Annotated in this window: 12 protein-coding genes and 1 pseudogene; 5 read left to right on the plus strand and 8 right to left on the minus strand. The window is 71.3% G+C overall.

Annotation, left to right across the window (positions count from 1 at the left end):
* Window positions 1-125: 125 nt before the first annotated feature.
* Both ACFW2Y_RS27185 and ACFW2Y_RS27190 read left to right on the plus strand, forming a co-directional pair.
* On the plus strand, window positions 126-911 hold the full coding sequence (locus ACFW2Y_RS27185; protein ID WP_384884471.1) for an esterase/lipase family protein: 786 nt from the start codon (window positions 126-128) through the stop codon (window positions 909-911).
* Between the two features lie 416 nt (window positions 912-1,327).
* Window positions 1,328-2,929 carry a M23 family metallopeptidase gene (locus ACFW2Y_RS27190; RefSeq protein WP_384884474.1) on the plus strand — a complete coding sequence of 534 codons (1,602 nt, stop codon included), beginning with the start codon at window positions 1,328-1,330 and terminating at the stop codon, window positions 2,927-2,929.
* Window positions 2,930-3,008: 79 nt separating this feature from the next.
* On the opposite strand, the gene pcrA is transcribed toward ACFW2Y_RS27190, so the two are convergent.
* Window positions 3,009-5,459: a DNA helicase PcrA gene (pcrA, locus tag ACFW2Y_RS27195; RefSeq protein ID WP_384884477.1), complete on the minus strand. Its 2,451-nt coding sequence runs from the start codon at window positions 5,457-5,459 to the stop codon at window positions 3,009-3,011.
* 68 nt (window positions 5,460-5,527) lie between these two features.
* On the minus strand, window positions 5,528-5,881 hold the full coding sequence (locus ACFW2Y_RS27200) for a hypothetical protein (protein ID WP_384884480.1): 354 nt from the start codon (window positions 5,879-5,881) through the stop codon (window positions 5,528-5,530).
* A gap of 465 nt (window positions 5,882-6,346) precedes the next feature.
* Between ACFW2Y_RS27200 and ACFW2Y_RS27205 the strand changes: the two genes are divergently transcribed.
* A complete protein-coding gene (locus ACFW2Y_RS27205) occupies window positions 6,347-7,462 on the plus strand; it encodes an NlpC/P60 family protein (RefSeq protein WP_384884482.1) in 1,116 nt (371 codons plus the stop codon).
* Window positions 7,463-7,578: 116 nt separating this feature from the next.
* Here the strand turns inward: ACFW2Y_RS27205 and ACFW2Y_RS27210 are convergent, their stop codons facing one another.
* Window positions 7,579-8,295 (minus strand): LuxR C-terminal-related transcriptional regulator, encoded by a 717-nt coding sequence (locus tag ACFW2Y_RS27210; protein WP_384884485.1) that lies wholly within the window; start codon window positions 8,293-8,295, stop codon window positions 7,579-7,581.
* Entirely contained in the window at window positions 8,292-9,554 is a 1,263-nt protein-coding gene (locus ACFW2Y_RS27215) for a PspC domain-containing protein (RefSeq protein ID WP_384884488.1), read from the minus strand. Before ACFW2Y_RS27215 ends, ACFW2Y_RS27210 begins: the two co-directional genes overlap by 4 nt.
* A gap of 155 nt (window positions 9,555-9,709) precedes the next feature.
* Here ACFW2Y_RS27215 and ACFW2Y_RS27220 point away from each other — a divergent pair, with 155 nt between their 5' ends.
* Window positions 9,710-11,050, plus strand: coding sequence for a PspC domain-containing protein (locus ACFW2Y_RS27220; RefSeq protein ID WP_384884491.1), 1,341 nt, complete (start codon window positions 9,710-9,712; stop codon window positions 11,048-11,050).
* A 156-nt stretch (window positions 11,051-11,206) separates the two neighbouring features.
* Here the strand turns inward: ACFW2Y_RS27220 and ACFW2Y_RS27225 are convergent.
* From ACFW2Y_RS27225 to guaA, 4 genes and pseudogenes are all read right to left on the minus strand, one after another.
* A pseudogene (locus tag ACFW2Y_RS27225) lies at window positions 11,207-11,656 on the minus strand (DoxX family protein); the annotation flags it as partial.
* 321 nt (window positions 11,657-11,977) lie between these two features.
* On the minus strand, window positions 11,978-13,213 hold the full coding sequence (locus ACFW2Y_RS27230) for a hypothetical protein (protein ID WP_384884494.1): 1,236 nt from the start codon (window positions 13,211-13,213) through the stop codon (window positions 11,978-11,980).
* Window positions 13,214-13,400: 187 nt separating this feature from the next.
* Entirely contained in the window at window positions 13,401-14,189 is a 789-nt protein-coding gene (locus tag ACFW2Y_RS27235) for a class II aldolase/adducin family protein (RefSeq protein WP_384884497.1), read from the minus strand.
* A 219-nt stretch (window positions 14,190-14,408) separates the two neighbouring features.
* Window positions 14,409-16,010: a glutamine-hydrolyzing GMP synthase gene (guaA, locus tag ACFW2Y_RS27240; RefSeq protein ID WP_384884500.1), complete on the minus strand. Its 1,602-nt coding sequence runs from the start codon at window positions 16,008-16,010 to the stop codon at window positions 14,409-14,411.
* Between the two features lie 321 nt (window positions 16,011-16,331).
* Here guaA and ACFW2Y_RS27245 point away from each other — a divergent pair, with 321 nt between their 5' ends.
* Window positions 16,332-16,637 carry a chorismate mutase gene (locus tag ACFW2Y_RS27245; RefSeq protein ID WP_384884503.1) on the plus strand — a complete coding sequence of 102 codons (306 nt, stop codon included), beginning with the start codon at window positions 16,332-16,334 and terminating at the stop codon, window positions 16,635-16,637.
* Window positions 16,638-16,982 lie beyond the last annotated feature (345 nt).

Below are 16,982 nucleotides of genomic sequence, written 5' to 3' on the forward strand. Positions count from 1 at the left end.
GGGGGGGGGGTGGGGGTGGGGCGCGGGGCGGTGGGGGGGGTGGCGGGGGGCGGCGTCCTGGGGGACCCCCCGCCACGGTGGACCGGCGTACCGTTCGGCCCCGCGTGCCGTTCGGGAGGCCGGCCATGGAGCTCGGCAAAGTCACCGCCCTGATGAAGGCCACTGCGCTGGAAGTAGCGATCCTCACCGGCCATCTCGTCCTCTACCCCTCCGGGATCGTCGCCGAGCGCCTCTCCCCCACCCCGACGGCGGTCGGCGAGGGCAGACGCCCGGTCGTCCTGCTGCACGGCTTCGTCGACAACAGATCGGTCTTCGTCCTGCTACGACGCTCCCTCGCCCGACACGGCCGTGACCGCATCGAGTCACTCAACTACTCTCCGCTCACCTTCGACCTGCGGGCCGCCGCAGAGCTGCTCGGCCGCCGGGTGGAGGAGATCCGGGCCCGTACCGGACACGCCGAGGTCGATGTCGTCGGGCACAGCCTGGGGGGGCTGGTCGCCCGCTACTACGTGCAGTGCCTGGGCGGCGACAGTCGGGTGCGCACCCTGGTCACGCTCGGCACACCGCACGCGGGCACCACGGTGGCCCCGCTCGCGGACGCACATCCGCTGGTGCGGCAAATGCGCCCGGGGTCGGAGGTCCTGCAGGAGCTCGCCGGCCCCGCTGCCGGCTGTCGCACCCGGCTGGTGAGCATCTGGAGCGACCTCGACCAGGTGATGGTTCCGGTGGAGACCGCCCGCATCGACCATCCCGACCTGCTCGTGCACAACGTACGGGTGAGCGGCATCGGCCACCTCGCGCTGCCGGTGCACCCGACGGTGGCCGCCTGGGTGTGCGAGGCCCTCGACGCCGGCGGCCCGGTCACCACGGCAGCGTGCGGAGAGGGGACGGGCGCCGCCTCCGTGGCCTGAGCGCTCGGAGGTCGCCTGACCACTCGGACGTCGCCTGACCACTCGAACCTGCGCGGAAACATCGCGCGCAGGGTGGCGAAGCCCCCACCGGGACCACAGTGGACTGACCGGCGACACGCCGGCCTCGATCGGGCGCGGCACCTCAGGGGCGGCGCCCAGAAACGACCCCTGCGCACACGCCGGCACGGCCGGACACGCGACACCGTTCTTCGAACGTTCATCGAACACAAGGCCAAAGCTCTCCACCCGACCTGGCGAAACACGGCTGATTGCCCGTTTCCTGCGGGCGCAGACCCCTCTGAAGATTGTCCGCCCCGCATACCGCCGGGTACAGTCGCGCCACTGCTTACCCCCCGGGACACCCCTCGTCGGGCCCGCCCCGGACTGGTCCTGCTGTCGAGGCGAGAGAGACGTTGGTGAACGACCAGCACCCCCACGCCGGATACACCGCAGACGGTGCGCACACCACCGGCGACTTCGCCATCGACCCGCTGTTCGGCTCCCATGCCGACGGCCAGGGCGACCACAGCGGCCAGTGGGACCTCAACCAGTACGCGGCCACCGACGCCCACACGACGACGGGGCAGTACGACACGACCGGCCAGTACGGCACCGGCGGGCAGCACGACACCACCGGGCACTGGGACACCACCGGGCACTGGGACACCGCGGGCCAGTGGAACGCCACCTCGGCCTACGACACCACCGGAACATACGGGACCACCGGCTCCTACGAAGCCGCCGCGACGCAGTACGACGCGACCGGCCAGTGGGACGCGACCGCCTGGACCGAGGCCCAGCACACCGGCCAGTACGAAAACGTCCACGCCGGGGCCTACGCAGCCCAGGGCACCTACGGCTACGCGTCCTACGACGCGACCGGGCAGTGGGCCGCCCCCGCCTTCACGAGCGAGACCGGCGCCTTCGACGCGACCGAGTGGAACCAGGCGGCCCCGGAGCCCGAGCCGGTCGTCCCCCAGCAGTACGCCCCGCAGGCCGAGCACACCGCCGAGTTCAGCTTCGACTACGTTCCCGAGGCCCCGTCCGACGAAGCGGACGGCGCCAGCGGCGCACACCCGGTCGACGAGAACGACGACCCGGCCGAGACCGGCGTACTGGAGGTGCTCGAGAACGGCGAGGACGAGCACTACGCGTACGACGGGCCGGACGCGGACCTCGACGAGGGCGACCACCCCGTCGTCGAACTCCACACGGAAGCGCCCCACGCCGGTCGCCCCGTCCGCCGCTCCTCCGGCGGCAGTCGAGGCCGTCGCCGCACCCCCGCCAAGCGGTCCGCGCTGCTGACCGTCGCCGTCCCCTCCGCCTGCGTCATGGGGGTCGCCGGCATCGCAGCCGCCTCCGTCAGCGGACTCACCGGTACCGACACGGCCGGTGGGCAGAAGGACAACACCACCGCGCTCGCCACCGCCGACCCGGCCTCGGTCAAGCCGATCGCCGCCAACAACAGCTTCGACACCCAACTCGCCGCGCTCAGCGCCGACGCCCGCGACTTCGGCGATCGCGCCAGCCGCACCCAGGAACGCATCGACCTGCGGGCGCGCCAGGAAGCCGAGAAGAAGAAGCGCGAAGAAGAGGCGGCCCGCAAGGAAGCGCTGCGCCCCAAGTTCCTGCTGCCGGTGAAGCTCCACCAACTCAGCGCGCGCTTCGGCCAGTCGGGCGTCAACTGGATGTCCGTGCACACCGGAATCGACTTTCCCGTGCAGTACGGCACGCCCGTGATGGCCGCGACCGACGGCACCGTCCGCACCCAGTGGAACAGCGCCTACGGCAACATGGCGATCGTGACCGCCCCCGACGGCACCGAAACCTGGTACTGCCACCTCAGCAGCACCAAGATCCGCTCGGGCCACGTCAAAGCCGGGGACGTCATCGCGTACTCCGGAAACTCGGGCAACTCCACCGGTCCGCACCTCCACTTCGAGGTCCGACCGAACGGCGGCTCCGCGATCGACCCGTTGGCCTGGCTGCGCAGCCACGGTCTCGACCCGACCAGCTGAGCCCCTCCCCCTCCGGGCGTACGGAAGGGCCACGGCGAACCGCCGTGGCCCTTTCCTTTGCCCGTCGACCCTCGGACCGCTACAGCTTCTCGACCGGCGCGTACCGCAGCAACAGCCGCTTCGGCTTCGCGTCGCCGAAGTCGATCGTCGCCTGGGCGTCCGTGCCCGCGCCGGTGACCGCCGTGACCGTGCCGAGTCCGAACTGGTCGTGCGTGACGCGGTCCCCGACCTGAAGGGAGACCACCGGCTTCTCGCCGGCCCGCCGGGTGGCGAAGCTGGAGGGACCGGAGCGGGCACGGGAAGAGGAGAGCGCCGAGGCGATCCCCGAGGTCGGCCCCGCGGGCTTCGCCATCGGACCGGTCCGCTTCCACTCCAGATACGCGGGCGGGATCTCCTCCAGGAAGCGCGAGGCAGGGTTGTACGAGGGTTGGCCCCAGGCGCTGCGCATCGACGAGCGGGTGAGGTAGAGCCGCTCGCGGGCGCGCGTGATGCCGACGTACGCGAGGCGCCGCTCCTCCTCCAGTTCCTTCGTCTGGCCGAGGGCCCGCATGTGGGGGAAGACCCCGTCCTCCATGCCGGTGAGGAACACCACCGGGAATTCGAGGCCCTTGGCGGTGTGCAGCGTCATCAGGGTGATGACGCCCGAGCCCTCCTCGTCCTCGTCGGGGATCTGGTCGGAGTCGGCGACGAGGGCCACCTGCTCGAGGAACTCGGCCAGGGTCGCCGGCTCTTCACCGCGCTCCTGCTCGAATTCCAGCGCAACGGCGGCGAGTTCCTGGAGGTTCTCGATCCGGGTCTCGTCCTGCGGGTCGGTCGAGGCCTGCAGCTCGGCGAGGTAACCCGTCCGCTCCAGGACGGCCTCCAGAACGACCGCGGGGCCGGCACCGGACTCGACGACGGTGCGCAGTTCGTCCATGAGCGCGTTGAACCGCTTCACGGCGTTCGCCGAACGCGCGGCCATGCCGTACGCCTCGTCGACCCGCTTCAGGGCCTGCGGGAAGGTGATCTTCTCGCGCAGGGAGAGGGCGTCGATCATCGCCTCGGCGCGCTCGCCGATGCCCCGCTTGGGGACGTTCAGGATGCGGCGCAGCGGAACGTTGTCCTCGGGGTTGGCGAGGACGCGCAGGTACGCGAGGACGTCCCGGACCTCCTTGCGCTCGTAGAAGCGCACTCCGCCGACGACCTTGTAGGGCAGTCCGACCCGGATGAAGATCTCTTCGAAGACGCGGGACTGGGCATTGGTCCGGTAGAAGACGGCGACGTCCCCGGCCTTGGCCTCGCCCGCGTCCGTCAGCCGATCGATCTCGTCGGCGACGAACTGCGCCTCGTCGTGCTCGGTGTCGGCGACGTAGCCGGTGATCCGGGCTCCCGCGCCCGCGTTCGTCCACAGGTTCTTGGGACGGCGGGACTCGTTGCGCTCGATGACGGCGTTGGCGGCGGAGAGGATCGTCTGGGTCGAGCGGTAGTTCTGCTCCAGGAGGATCGTCGTCGCGTCCGGATAGTCCTCCTCGAACTGGAGGATGTTGCGGATGGTCGCACCGCGGAAGGCGTAGATCGACTGGTCGGCGTCACCGACGACGCACAGTTCCGCCGGGCCGAGGTCCTCGTAGCCGGTGCCGACGAGCTCGCGCACGAGGGTGTACTGGGCGTGGTTGGTGTCCTGGTACTCGTCGACGAGGACGTGCCGGAAGCGACGGCGGTAGTGCTCGGCGACGTCCGGGAACGCCTGGAGCAGGTGGACCGTCGTCATGATGATGTCGTCGAAGTCCAGCGCGTTGGCCTCGCGCAGCCTCGCCTGGTACATCCGGTACGCCTCGGCCAGCGTCTTCTCGAAGCCGTCGGCGGCCTGGTCGGCGAAAGACTCCTCGTCGATCAGCTCGTTCTTCAGGTTCGAGATCTTGGCGCTGAACGCCTTCGGCGGGAACTTCTTCGGATCGAGGTCCAGATCGCGACAGACCAGCGACATCAACCGCTTGGAGTCGGCGGCGTCGTAGATCGAGAACGAGGAGGTGAAGCCGAGCCGCTTCGACTCACGGCGCAAGATGCGGACGCACGCGCTGTGGAAGGTGGAGACCCACATGGCGTTGGCGCGCGGGCCGACGAGCTGTTCGACGCGCTCCTTCATCTCGCCGGCGGCCTTGTTCGTGAAGGTGATCGCCAGTATCTGCCCCGGGTGGACGTGCCGGGTGGCGAGGAGGTGGGCGATGCGGTGGGTGAGCACCCTGGTCTTGCCGGAGCCGGCGCCCGCGACGATGAGCAACGGGGTGCCGGTGTGGGCGACGGCGGCCCGCTGCTGCTCGTTCAGCCCTTCCAGGAGCGCGGCGGGATCCACGACGGGCCGGGGGTGGCCGTCGCGGTAGTGGGTGTCCCTGACCGGCGGGGGACCGTCGAAGTGCTCCCCGAAGAGGTCGTGCGGGACGTCCTCCGCGACCGGGGCGCCGTGCTCGTGGTCCTCGGGGTCGGGCGGGGGCTCCTCCGAGGAGTGGTTCTGGAGGCCGGCCAGGAAGCTGTCGTCAAAGAGGCTGCTCATCGCCTCACGAGTCTAGGACGCCCCGCCGACATCCGGGCCCGTCTCGGGAACGGACTCTGTGGAAGGACTCACACCCAGAGGGTCGCGATGAAGATGTTCGCCGTGGTCAGGCCGCCGACCGCGGCGAAGAGGCCCTTGTCGACCTTCTCCTCGTCCCGCTTGACGTAGACCAGCCCCAGGATCACGACGAGGATCGCCAGCTTGATGCCGACCTTGAGGTTGTTCACGGCGTGGTCATCGGCCTGGTTGAGTCCGACGAGCGCGACGCCCGTGATCAACATGGTCAGCGCGCCGTGCAGCATTGCGGGGCTGAAGCGGGCCGTACCCGTGCCCATCGCCTTCATCTGGGTGAGGAAGCCACCGAGGAGGGAGGCGATACCGATGATGTGCAGGGCGACGAAGACATTGATGAGTACGTCCATGGGGCGGAGCCTAACGGGGGCTCCGATCCGCCTTCCGGGCGGGTCCACCGTCCGGTGCCTCGACCGGCGGGGCACCGCAAGGCCTCCGACGCCATGCGCCATGAGGAGGGCCGGGGAGGAAGCGGTGCCCGCCCCGGCCCGCCACCGCCACCGCCACCGCCACCGCCACCGCCACCGCCACCGCCACCGCCACCGAAAGGGATCGGTCTTCGACTTGCCCCCAGGAACGAAAGAGATCGACCCGCAACACGTCAACTGCCGTCAATAGCGATCAACTCCCCGTCCGGCCGTGACCCCAGGTTTAGCGTCCTCCACCAGGTGGCCGGCTCCCACCACCACCGCCGGTCCGGCGGTCGCCGGTCGCCCCCGCCGAGAAAATCCGGCGGCGGCCCGTCTCCCCTGTGCGGGCCGCCGTCGGCCCGGCGGGCACCGTCCCCCTCAGGGAAGAGGATGTGACCCGCCCTCGTGGCAGCGCACCGGAAGTCCAAGCACTCCCCCCTCGGCGGTCAGGCGGTCCGCACCGCCGCCACCCTCGCCCTCGCTTCCGCTGCGACGGCAACCCTCTTCGAGGGGTCCGGACACGCGGACCCCCGGCCCACCACCGCCCAGGTCAAGGCGGAGGTCGACCGGCTCTACCAGGAGGCCGAGGTAGCGACCGAGCGCTACAACGGAGCGAAGGAGAAGGCCGACGAGGCCCGCGCCGACTTCGACCGGCTCCGCGACGAGGCCGCCCGAAGGACCGAACGGCTCAACACCGCTCGGGACGGGCTGGGGGCCGTGGCCGCCGCCCAGTACCGCTCCGGAGGACTCGACCCGGCCGTGCGGCTCGCCCTCACTTCAGACCCCGACCAGTACCTGGAGCGGGCCGCGCTCGCCGAGAAGGCCGGGGACCGGCAGGCCGTCGCCCTGACCTCCGTACGACGCGAACTCGCCGCGATCCGTCAGCTCCGCAGCGAGTCGGCCGACGAGCTCGCCGCCCTGCGCGGCCACGAGGCCGAGCTGGAACGCCAGAAGGCCGTCGTGACCGGCAAGCTGACGAAGGCCAGGGTCCTGCTCGCCCAGCTCACCGCGGAGGAGCGGGCTCGCTACGAAGCGGCGACCGCAGCCCGCGAGGGCTCCGGCACTTCGACACGGGCCGACGGGGCGAGCGGCACGGGTGCGGCCGGCGGCTCCGTCTCCGTCCGGGCCGACCGCTCCTCGGGCGGCGAGCGCACGCCGGTGGTCGCCGCGGACGGACGGGCCGCCGAGGCCATCGCCTTCGCCCGCGCCCAGCTCGGCAAGCCGTACGTGTGGGGGGCGACGGGCCCCTCCGCGTACGACTGCTCGGGGCTCACCCAGGCGGCCTGGCGCGCGGCCGGCGTCTCCCTCCCCCGCACGACGTACACCCAGATCAACGCCGGCCAGCGGGTGTCCCGATCCCAGCTCGCCCCCGGTGACCTGGTCTTCTTCTACTCCGGCATCAGCCACGTCGGGCTCTACATCGGTGGCGGCCAGATGATCCACGCCCCGCGCCCGGGGTCTCCGATCCGCATCGCCCCCATCGACGAGATGCCCTTCGCCGGCGCGACCCGGGTCGGCTGAGCGGTCCCGGTGACCGGGACGCCTCCGGATGCGGCCCGACGGGCCGGAACCTCCCCGGTGGCCCTGGACGCCCCGGGCTCCGGTGGGGCAAGCAGTGCGGATCCGATCGGTGGGGCTCAGACCAGGCGGCGTGCGGTGGCCCAGCGGGTCAGCTCGTGCCGGTTGGAGAGCTGGAGCTTCCGCAGGACCGCCGAAACGTGCGACTCGACCGTCTTGACCGAGATGTAGAGCTGCTTGGCGATCTCCTTGTACGCATAGCCCCGGGCGATCAGCCGCAGCACCTCGCGCTCGCGCTGGGTGAGCCGGTCCAGGTCCTCGTCCACCGGAGGAGCGTCCGTCGAGGCGAAGGCGTCCAGGACGAAGCCGGCCAGGCGCGGCGAGAAGACCGCATCGCCCTCCTGGACCCGGAAGATCGAGTCCACCAGATCGGTACCCGTGATCGTCTTGGTGACATAGCCGCGGGCACCACCCCGGATCACCCCGATGACGTCCTCGGCCGCGTCCGAGACCGACAGGGCCAGGAAGCGGACCGGATCTTCGGGCGTCCCCATCAGGCTCGCGCACCGCCTCAGCACCTCGACTCCGCCGCCGCCCGGCAGGTGCACGTCGAGGAGGACGACCTCGGGGCGGGTCGCGGTGATGACCGTGACCGCCTGGTCAACGTCGGCGGCCTCGCCCACCACCTCTACGCCGGTGACTTCGGTCCGACCGATCTCGGCCTGGACCCCGGTGCGGAACATGCGGTGGTCGTCGACGAGCACCACCCGCACCCGACGCTCCGTGCCCGCCGTCCCCGCCCCGGTTCCGGTCGTCGTTCCGCTCTCGTCGCTCATCCGTCCGCCCTCTCCATCTCGAGCTCCACTTCGGTGCCCCCGCCCTGCGGTGCCCGCAGGCGGGCCGTACCGCCGTTGCGCTGCATACGGCCGATGATCGATTCTCGTACGCCCATCCGATCCTCGGGCACCGCATCCAGGTCGAAGCCCGGCCCTCGATCCCTCACCGAGACGAAGACGGTGCGCCCGTCCACCTCGGCGTACACCTGCACGGACCCGCCCTCGCCACCGTACTTGGCGGCGTTGACCATCGCCTCGCGCGCGGCCTGCATCTGTGCGACCAGTTTCTCGTCGAGGGGGCAATCACCGACGACGACCACCTCCAGCGGGACCCCGTGCTTGTCCTCGACCTCGGCCGCGGCCCTCTTCACCGCTTCCGCGAGGGTCTCGGGCTCCTCGTCCCGACCGGTTCCCTCGGGCTTGTAGAGCCAGTTCCGCAGCTCGCGCTCCTGTGCCCGGGCGAGGCGGCGGACCTCTCCGGCGTCGTCGGCGTTGCGTTGGATCAAGGTGAGGGTGTGCAGTACGGAATCGTGCACATGGGCCGCCACCTCGGCGCGCTCCTGGGCACGGATGCGCATGGTCCGCTCGTCGTTGAGGTCCTGGGACATCCGGACCAGCCAGGGACCGGCGAGGAGCGCCATGCCGGTGAGCACCGCGACGGAAGCGGTGACCGCCGTACCGAGCTGGGCGACGGAGCCGCGCACCACCACGAAGACCGCGAGCCCGGTGCCGACGAGACCGACGCCGACGAGACCGCGGACGAGCTGGAGCGCATGCTTGCGCCGACCGGGATCGGTCCAGCTGGCCCGGCGCGCGTTGTCCGCCTGGCGCCAGACGAGGACGACACCGACGGCGATGAGGAGCAGCGGCCATATGTACCGACCGGTCTCGTTGTCGACGCTGATGTTCCCGATGAGGGCCACGATGCCGATGACGAGCGCGATCAGCGCGACGACCTGGCCCCGATCGGGCTTGCGCAGTCTGCGCCGACCGTCCGCGGTCGACTCGAAGAGGGAGCGGGGGGCGGACCGGCCGCCGACTCCAAGCGGGACGACGATCCAGAAGACCGCGTAGAGCACGATGCCGAGGGCGTCCGAGAGCGACAGCACCACGAAGAGCGCGCGCACCCAGACCACCGGAAGGCCGAGATGGCCCGCGAGGCCGCGCGCGACACCGCCGAGCCATCGCCCGTCGGCGCTCCGGTAGAGCCTGCGCACGGGCGGTTCATCGGTCTCGGCGACACGAGCGGTTGCGGACATGCACCGATCGTCACACGCGCGGCTCCCTCCGGGCATCAGGGGCAGCCCTGAGATCGCCCTGGTACGGACTCGGGGCTGGAAGCCCCGGGAATATCAGGGTCGGGCCAGGGTCGGCCCCGGTGCCGCAAGTCCTCACGGGCCGTCACCATGGACCCATGACGAGTTCGATGCCTTCGCAGCACGAGGCCCCGCCGCCGGCGGAGGCCGATCCCGGCCTGCCGCTCAGGCGCTCGCGCGGCAGCAGCGTCGTGGGGGGCGTCTGCGGGGGCCTCGGGCGGCACTTCGACCTCGACCCGGTGATCTTCCGGGTGGTGATCGGCGTGCTCTCGGTGACGGGCGGCCTCGGGCTGGTGTTCTACGGCTTCGCGTGGCTGCTGATCCCGCTCGCGGGAGAAGAGGAGAACGAAGGGCGCAGGCTGCTGACGGGCCGGGTCTCCGGCGCCTCCCTGGCCGCCCTGCTGATGGCGCTGATCGGTTGTGGGATCTTCCTGTCGACGCTCCACAGCGGGCAGGTCCTCGGCTTCACGCTGACCCTGTCGCTCGCGGTGTGCGGAGCGGCGGTCTGGTCCCGACGGCGGCAGGCCGGCGGCGAAGCCGAGGGCAAGCCGGACGCCACCGCCGTGCTCACGGTCACCGAAGCGCCGCCCGAGACCAAGGCCCCGCCCCTCGCCGAGTTCCCCTCCTGGTGGAAGGACCCGATCGTCAAGGACGGATCGACGGGCAAGGTGGCGGTGGGCTACCTATGGGGACCGCACGGGATCATGGACGCGGACGGCCGGGTGAACGGCGAAGTGCCGACGCCGGGCAGCCAGTGGGGACCGGACACGGCCGCCCCGGGGCGCCCGGCACCCTCCATCCGCCGCAGCCCGCTCTCCATCGGCGGCCTCGTCTTCCTGCTCGCCGTGCTGGCGGGGGGGCTCGGCACGGTTCTGAGCTGGGACACCGAGCCGTTGGGCACCAGCCTGCAGATCGGTCTCACGGCTTCGCTCGCAGTGTTCGGCCTGGGGCTGGTCGTCAGCAGCTTCCTCGGGAGGACCGGATTCGGCACGATCTTCCTGACGATGGTGACGGCGGGCCTGCTCGTGGGGGCCTCTGCCCTCCCCGACCGGATCAGCACGGACTGGGTGCGCGAGACGTGGCGGCCCACGTCGGTCGCCGCCGTGCAGCCGTACTACGAACTGGGCAGTGGCGTCGGAACGCTCGACCTGTCCGGGCTCCCGGTGCCGGCGGGGGCGAGAGTGGCCACGCGCGCCGAGGTCGGCGCCGGGCAGCTCAAGGTGATCGTCCCGAAGGACGCGGTGGTGAAACTGCACGCCCAGGTGGGCCTGGGCGATCTACAGCTGCCGGGCGAGGCCGCCGACGACATCGACATCGCCCCGGATCGTGACGTGACCCGCACGCTCGCCCCGCCGGCCGGAACCGTCCCTGCAGGCACCCTGGACCTCTCACTGGAGGTCGGACTTGGACAGGTGGAGGTCACCCGTGCTGCTCCATGAGTTCCGCCCCGGCCGGCTCGTCGTCGGCCTGACCGCCCTCGCCCTGGCCGCCGCGTACGCGGGCGATGCCGCCGGGGCCTGGACGACCCCGTGGCGGGTGGTGATACCCGTCCTCTGCGGCGGTCTGGGCATTGCCGCCCTGACGACCTGGGTGGCCTATCGGGTACGACGCCGCTCGGCGAGGAGCAGATCCAGCGAGAGCACGGAGGCCCCGGCCAGCAACAGCGGGAGCCAAGCCATCAGATAGACCAGGTCGTTGCCGAGGTAGTACGGGTGGACCTGCCAGCTCACGGTCAGCCAGAGGCTCAGTGAGATCAACGCGCCACCCAGCGCTGCCAGTCGGGCGAAGAGGCCGAAGAGGGTTCCGAGTCCGACGGCGAGCTCTCCGAAGGCGATGGCGTATCCGAAGCCGGTCGGGTTCTTGAGGGCGAGGTCCACGAGGGCGGGGAGGGCGGAACCGTCACGGACTCCGCGCATCATCTCGCCGATGGAGCCGCTGCCGGTGTCGGCGAAGAAGGCGGGATCGGTGAGCTTGTCGAGCCCGGCGTAGATGAAGGTGAGCCCGAGGAAGAGCCGCAGGGGAAGGAGGGCGTACCGGGAGGCAACCGCCTTCCACTGCCCGAGGGGCGCTTCCCTCCCGGGCGAATCGGAGCCGTGGGGACGGTCGGAGCCGCGGGTGCCACCGGTCTCCCCCGTGCGGCCGGTGCCGTGGCTGCCGCCGGTCCCGCCGGTCTTGCTCGACCCGTCGGAGGCGCCGGGGCCGGAGGGGCCGCTCGTGGGGTCGGGGGCGCCGTCACCGGGGCCCGTGTCGTCCGGCCGGTTCTCCTGTCCGGTCATCACCGCTCACCTCTCCACACCCCGTACGACTGTTCGCGAGACGATTCTCCTCGCACTCGGCGCCGAAAACACGAAGGAGGAACCGGCCGCTCAGTCCACGACCTCGATCACGACCCGGTTGGTCTCCACACCGGCAGCGGTGATCACCGAGACCTCCACCCGGCCCGGTTCCACGTCCGCAGGAAGGGGGACGGTCAGAGCGGCGTCGGTCGGGTTGGCGAAGCCCCCGGGGACCGGGACCAGGGGGACGTGGGCGTGGACGGGGCCGATGCGGACGACCAAACGGGTGAGTGGATCGGGGGCGCCGGCACCGGGCGGGACGAATCCGCAGCCGCGGATCTCGATGTCGTCGCCGGTTCGGACCGGGGCGTCGAGGTCACCGGCTTCCCGGGATCGGACCACGGAGTGGATCGTGGGGCGGACGCCCTCGGTGCACTTCGCGGCGACGTGCCAGACGGCCGAAACGCCGACGAGCAGCACCAGGGACCAGGGCACCTCGGGAAGCCGTGCGGGGGCGCGGACCAGACCGACGGCGGCAAGGGCGAGGACGGCGCCGGAGACCACGAGGTACTGGACGTCGACGAGGGCGGCCCGACCGCTGTCGTCGCAGATCAGGTCCGCGGCGCGCGGACGGTCGGCGCGGACCTTCTGGAGACGGCCGGCGGCGATCCCGCGGGCCACGACGAGACGGGCGGTGACGGAGACGGAGGCGACGAGGGCGAGGACGGTCAGCAGACCCGCTCCCCGTGCAAGGCCGAAGGCACTGCTGGTGCTCGGCGAGCGGAAGGCCAGGAAGAGGAGGACGTATACGAGGAACAGGAGCCAGCCGGCGGCGGCGGCGCGGGTGGTGGAGAGCCGGTTGTCCTCGCCGACCAGTGGTGCGAGGAGCCCACCACGGGCGCGGTGGGCCTGGGCGGCGACGCTGAGCACGATGCCGAGGAGCAGCGCGGCGCAGAGGCCGGCGGTGCGTGCTCCGGTCCAGCCGCCGTCGACGGCGGTGAGTGCCTGGCCGAGGAGGAGGGCGAGGACGGCGCCCCAGACGGCGCCGAGTCCTCCGCGGCGCACCCGGTCGAGCCAGGCGAGCCCGGCCTCCCGACCACGGAGACCCACCGCCCGGGCGGACTGGCCCAGCTCGTCGGAAACCCACTGCCGGGCGGCGACCGGCGAATGGGCGACTGCTGCGGGAACGCCGTGTCCGATGGCGAGCTCGTCCCGTCGCGCGAGGAACGCGGCGACGGCGCGCCGGTGCCCGGTCTGCCCGCAGTGGGCACAGCCGGCACAGGCCGTTCCGTGCTCGCCGTACTGTCTCGCCTCTTGAACCGCCACGGTGCTCACTCCCGAGCTCACTTCACGGCCCGCTGCAATGCGTTCCGGTGCGCCCCCGCAGGGTCAACCAGCCGTTGATTCCACGGAATTGTGCCGCACCCGCAGCGCCCGAGCCCACCCTGCGCATCCCACCCAGGGGTGATTGCCGGGCCATCCCATTGACGCACAGAAGGATGAAGCGATGGTGTTACGACAGGAGTTCGGGCTCCGCGCGGCTGATCCTGCGCCAGAGCGGCTGGTAGTTGATCCAGGCGACCAGGTCGCTGCCGAGCTGTTCCCGGGTGGCGACCGCTTCGCGGTGGTCGATGAGCACCGGCTTGCCGGCGGCCCTCGCCGCCAGCTGCACCTGGGCGCAGCGTTCCAGGGCGATGAACCACCAGGCGGCGGCGTCGACGGAGGTGCCGACGGCGAGCAATCCGTGGTTGCGGAGGACGATCGCCTTGAAGGCGCCGAGGGCGACGGCGATCCGGCGGCCTTCCTCGATGTCCACGGTGACGCCGGTGTAGGAGTCGTAGAGGGCATGATCCTGGTAAAAGGCGCAGGCCTCCTGGGTGATCGGGTCGAGGAGTTCGCCGAGGGCGGCGAGGGCCCGTCCGTGCACGGAGTGGGTGTGTGCGACGGCGACGACATCGGGCCGGGCCCGGTGGACCTGGGCGTGGACGGTGAAGGCCGCCTGGTTGACGTGGTGGTTCCCGAGGACGACCTGGCCGTCGCCGTTCACCAGGATGAGGTCACTGGCGGTGAGCTCCTCGAACGGTGCCCCGAAGGGGTTCACCCAGAAGCAGTCGGGGAACTCGGGGTCGCGCGCGGTGATGTGGCCCGAGACGCCCTCTTCGTACCCGAGCCGCCCGAAGATCCGGAGCGCACCCGCGAGGCGCTGCTTGCGGTGAGTGCGTTCTTCCGCGAGCGTCGCATGGACGGGCGGCAGGGCGAAGTGGAGCCGTTCGACAGGGACGGGGTCCGGTATCACGCTCATGCGCCGGAAGGTAACGCCCGGCCGGGCAAGTCACCAGGGTCCGGACGGACATCCGGTCGGAGAACCCTGCGGCCTTCCGGGTGTCCCGCCGGATCGGGCGTTCGGCGCACGTCCGCGGACGCTGCCCGGGCGGGCGTCGGGCGGAGTCACAGGGCCGGGAAGCGGCGAGGCCGCCCGCCCGCGGGTGCGGGTGGCGGCCTCGTGCGCGTGCGGGAGGGGCTACTCCCACTCGATGGTGCCCGGCGGCTTGCTCGTGACGTCGAGGACGACACGGTTGACGTCGGCGACCTCGTTGGTGATGCGGGTCGAGATCTTGGCGAGCACCTCGTAGGGCAGGCGCGACCAGTCGGCCGTCATGGCGTCCTCGGAGGAGACGGGACGCAGCACGATCGGGTGGCCGTAGGTACGGCCGTCACCCTGGACGCCCACGGAACGGACGTCGGCGAGCAGGACGACCGGGCACTGCCAGATCTCGCGGTCGAGGCCGGCCGCGGTGAGCTCCTCGCGGGCGATGGCGTCGGCCTCGCGCAGGAGGTCGAGGCGCTCCTTGGTGACCTCGCCGACGATGCGGATGCCGAGGCCGGGGCCGGGGAACGGCTGGCGCTGGACGATCTCCTCGGGCAGGCCGAGCTCCTGACCGACCATCCGCACCTCGTCCTTGAAGAGCTGGCGCAGCGGCTCGACGAGCTCGAACTCCAGGTCCTCGGGGAGGCCTCCCACGTTGTGGTGGGACTTGATGTTCGCCGTGCCGGTGCCGCCGCCGGACTCGACGATGTCCGGGTAGAGCGTGCCCTGGACGAGGAAGGCGACTTCTTCGCCGTCGGCGGCGCCCTCGGCGATGATCTCGGCCTGCGCCTGCTCGAAGACGCGGATGAACTCACGGCCGATGATCTTGCGCTTGGTCTCCGGGTCGGAGACGCCGGCGAGGGCGGTGAGGAACCGCTCCTGTGCGTCGACGACCTTCAGCTGGACGCCGGTGGCGGCCACGAAGTCCTTCTCGACCTGCTCGGTCTCGTTCTTGCGCATCAGACCGTGGTCGACGTAGACGCAGGTGAGCTGCGAGCCGATGGCCTTCTGCACGAGCGCGGCGGCCACAGCGGAGTCGACGCCGCCGGACAGGCCGCAGATGGCGCGCTTGGTGCCGACCTGGGCGCGGATGGCCGCGACCTGCTCCTCGATCACGTTGCCCGTGGTCCAGCTCGGCTCGATGCCGGCGCCGCGGTAGAGGAAGTGCTCCAGGATCTGCTGGCCGTGCGTGGAGTGCAGCACCTCGGGGTGGTACTGGACGCCGTAGAGCTTCTTCTCGTCGTCCTCGAAGGCGGCGACCGGCACGACGTCCGTCGACGCGGTGACGGTGAAGCCCTCGGGGGCGGCGGAGCAGGCGTCGCCGTGCGACATCCACACGGACTGCTCGACCGGGGTGCCCTCGAAGAGGGTGGAGCCGGCCTTGGAGACGTGCAGCGGGGTCCGGCCGTACTCGCGGGCACCGGTGTTGTCGACGGTGCCACCGAGGGTCGTCGCCATCAGCTGGAAGCCGTAGCACATGCCGAAGACGGGCACGCCCGCCTCGAAGATCGCGCGGTCGAGGCGCGGGGCGCCTTCCGCGTAGACGGAGGACGGGCCGCCGGAGAGGATGATCGCCTTCGGGTCCTTGGCCAGCATCTCGGCCACCGGCATGGTGGACGGGACGATCTCGCTGTAGACCCGCGCCTCACGGACGCGACGGGCGATGAGCTGGGCGTACTGGGCCCCGAAGTCGACAACGAGGACTACGTCCGGGTTGGAGACGTCGGGCGCGGCAGCGGGAGTCGCTGATGACACTACGGCGGCCTTCCGGCGGTAGGAGAGGTTCCCCCGAAGGGGGGGCTATTTGTCGATTCTACCGGCGCGCCGGTGTCGCTTTTCGTCTCACCATCCGAACCCGGTTTGCCGCCGGACTCGCAGAGGGGTCCATACTGGGCCCATGCACAAGCACTCGACCTTCCTCTTTACCTATGGCAACCGGCCCACCGGCTGCCATGGTCGTGCTGCTTGAGCAACTGACAAGCGACTTCCCAGGCGCCCCGGGCCGACAAGGCCCGGGGCGTTCTGCTTCCCTCCGGGCCGCGTCTCCCGGGCGTCCGACACCACGAGGAGCCCACCATGACCGCGAAGACCCTGGCCGCGAAGACCATCACCGAGCAGACCGGCGCCCGCACCGATGAGGCGGCGGAGCTGATCGGCGGTGCCCGTGAGCGCATCGACGCGCTCGACGACCGGATCATCGGCCTCATCCAGGAGCGGATGGCCGTCTCGGCCGTCATCCAGGAGGCCCGCATCTCCTCGGGTGGCCGTCGGGTGAACCTGGCCCGCGAGATGGAGGTCCTGGACCACTACAGGGAGGCGCTGGGCAAGCCGGGCACGGCGCTGGCGATGACGATGCTGGAGCTGTGCCGGGGGCGCATCTGAGGGCGGCGGAGCCGCGGACGGAGCATGCCCGGCGACGGGGCCGCGCCCGGGCGCATCCGGGTGGCTCCCCGGATCTGAGTTCGGCCTTCCTCTCACCCGTACGGCGCGTGACCGCCCGCCGCCGGGCTTCGTTGGTCCGGGTGTCCGTGCCAGCCAGGGGCGGGCCCGAAGAAACCACGCGTGGCTTCGCTGGGGCGTGTGGCGTACCCCTCCGGTACGTCGTGGGACCTCGCACCAGCGCGTGTGACCGGACAGCAGGGGACAGCAGCCCGGTCACCCCATATGCGGCCGGGCCCGGGTCCGTTGGGTACCGGAGTCCAGGTTGAGCTCGCGGCAGCCGGCTGC

The organism is Streptomyces sp. NPDC058877 (genome assembly GCF_042742855.1).
Classification (GTDB): Bacteria; Actinomycetota; Actinomycetes; order Streptomycetales; family Streptomycetaceae; genus Streptomyces.

What these genes read in the sequence shown, in the direction of transcription:
- ACFW2Y_RS27185 (WP_384884471.1), top strand. Translation starts at nt 126, where the DNA reads ATGGAGCTCGGCAAAGTCACCGCCCTGATGAAGGCCACTGCGCTGGAA.
- pcrA (WP_384884477.1), bottom strand. Translation starts at nt 5,459, where the DNA reads ATGAGCAGCCTCTTTGACGACAGCTTCCTGGCCGGCCTCCAGAACCAC.
- ACFW2Y_RS27200 (WP_384884480.1), bottom strand. Translation starts at nt 5,881, where the DNA reads ATGGACGTACTCATCAATGTCTTCGTCGCCCTGCACATCATCGGTATC.
- ACFW2Y_RS27210 (WP_384884485.1), bottom strand. Translation starts at nt 8,295, where the DNA reads ATGAGCGACGAGAGCGGAACGACGACCGGAACCGGGGCGGGGACGGCG.
- ACFW2Y_RS27215 (WP_384884488.1), bottom strand. Translation starts at nt 9,554, where the DNA reads ATGTCCGCAACCGCTCGTGTCGCCGAGACCGATGAACCGCCCGTGCGC.
- ACFW2Y_RS27220 (WP_384884491.1), top strand. Translation starts at nt 9,710, where the DNA reads ATGACGAGTTCGATGCCTTCGCAGCACGAGGCCCCGCCGCCGGCGGAG.
- ACFW2Y_RS27235 (WP_384884497.1), bottom strand. Translation starts at nt 14,189, where the DNA reads ATGAGCGTGATACCGGACCCCGTCCCTGTCGAACGGCTCCACTTCGCC.
- ACFW2Y_RS27245 (WP_384884503.1), top strand. Translation starts at nt 16,332, where the DNA reads ATGACCGCGAAGACCCTGGCCGCGAAGACCATCACCGAGCAGACCGGC.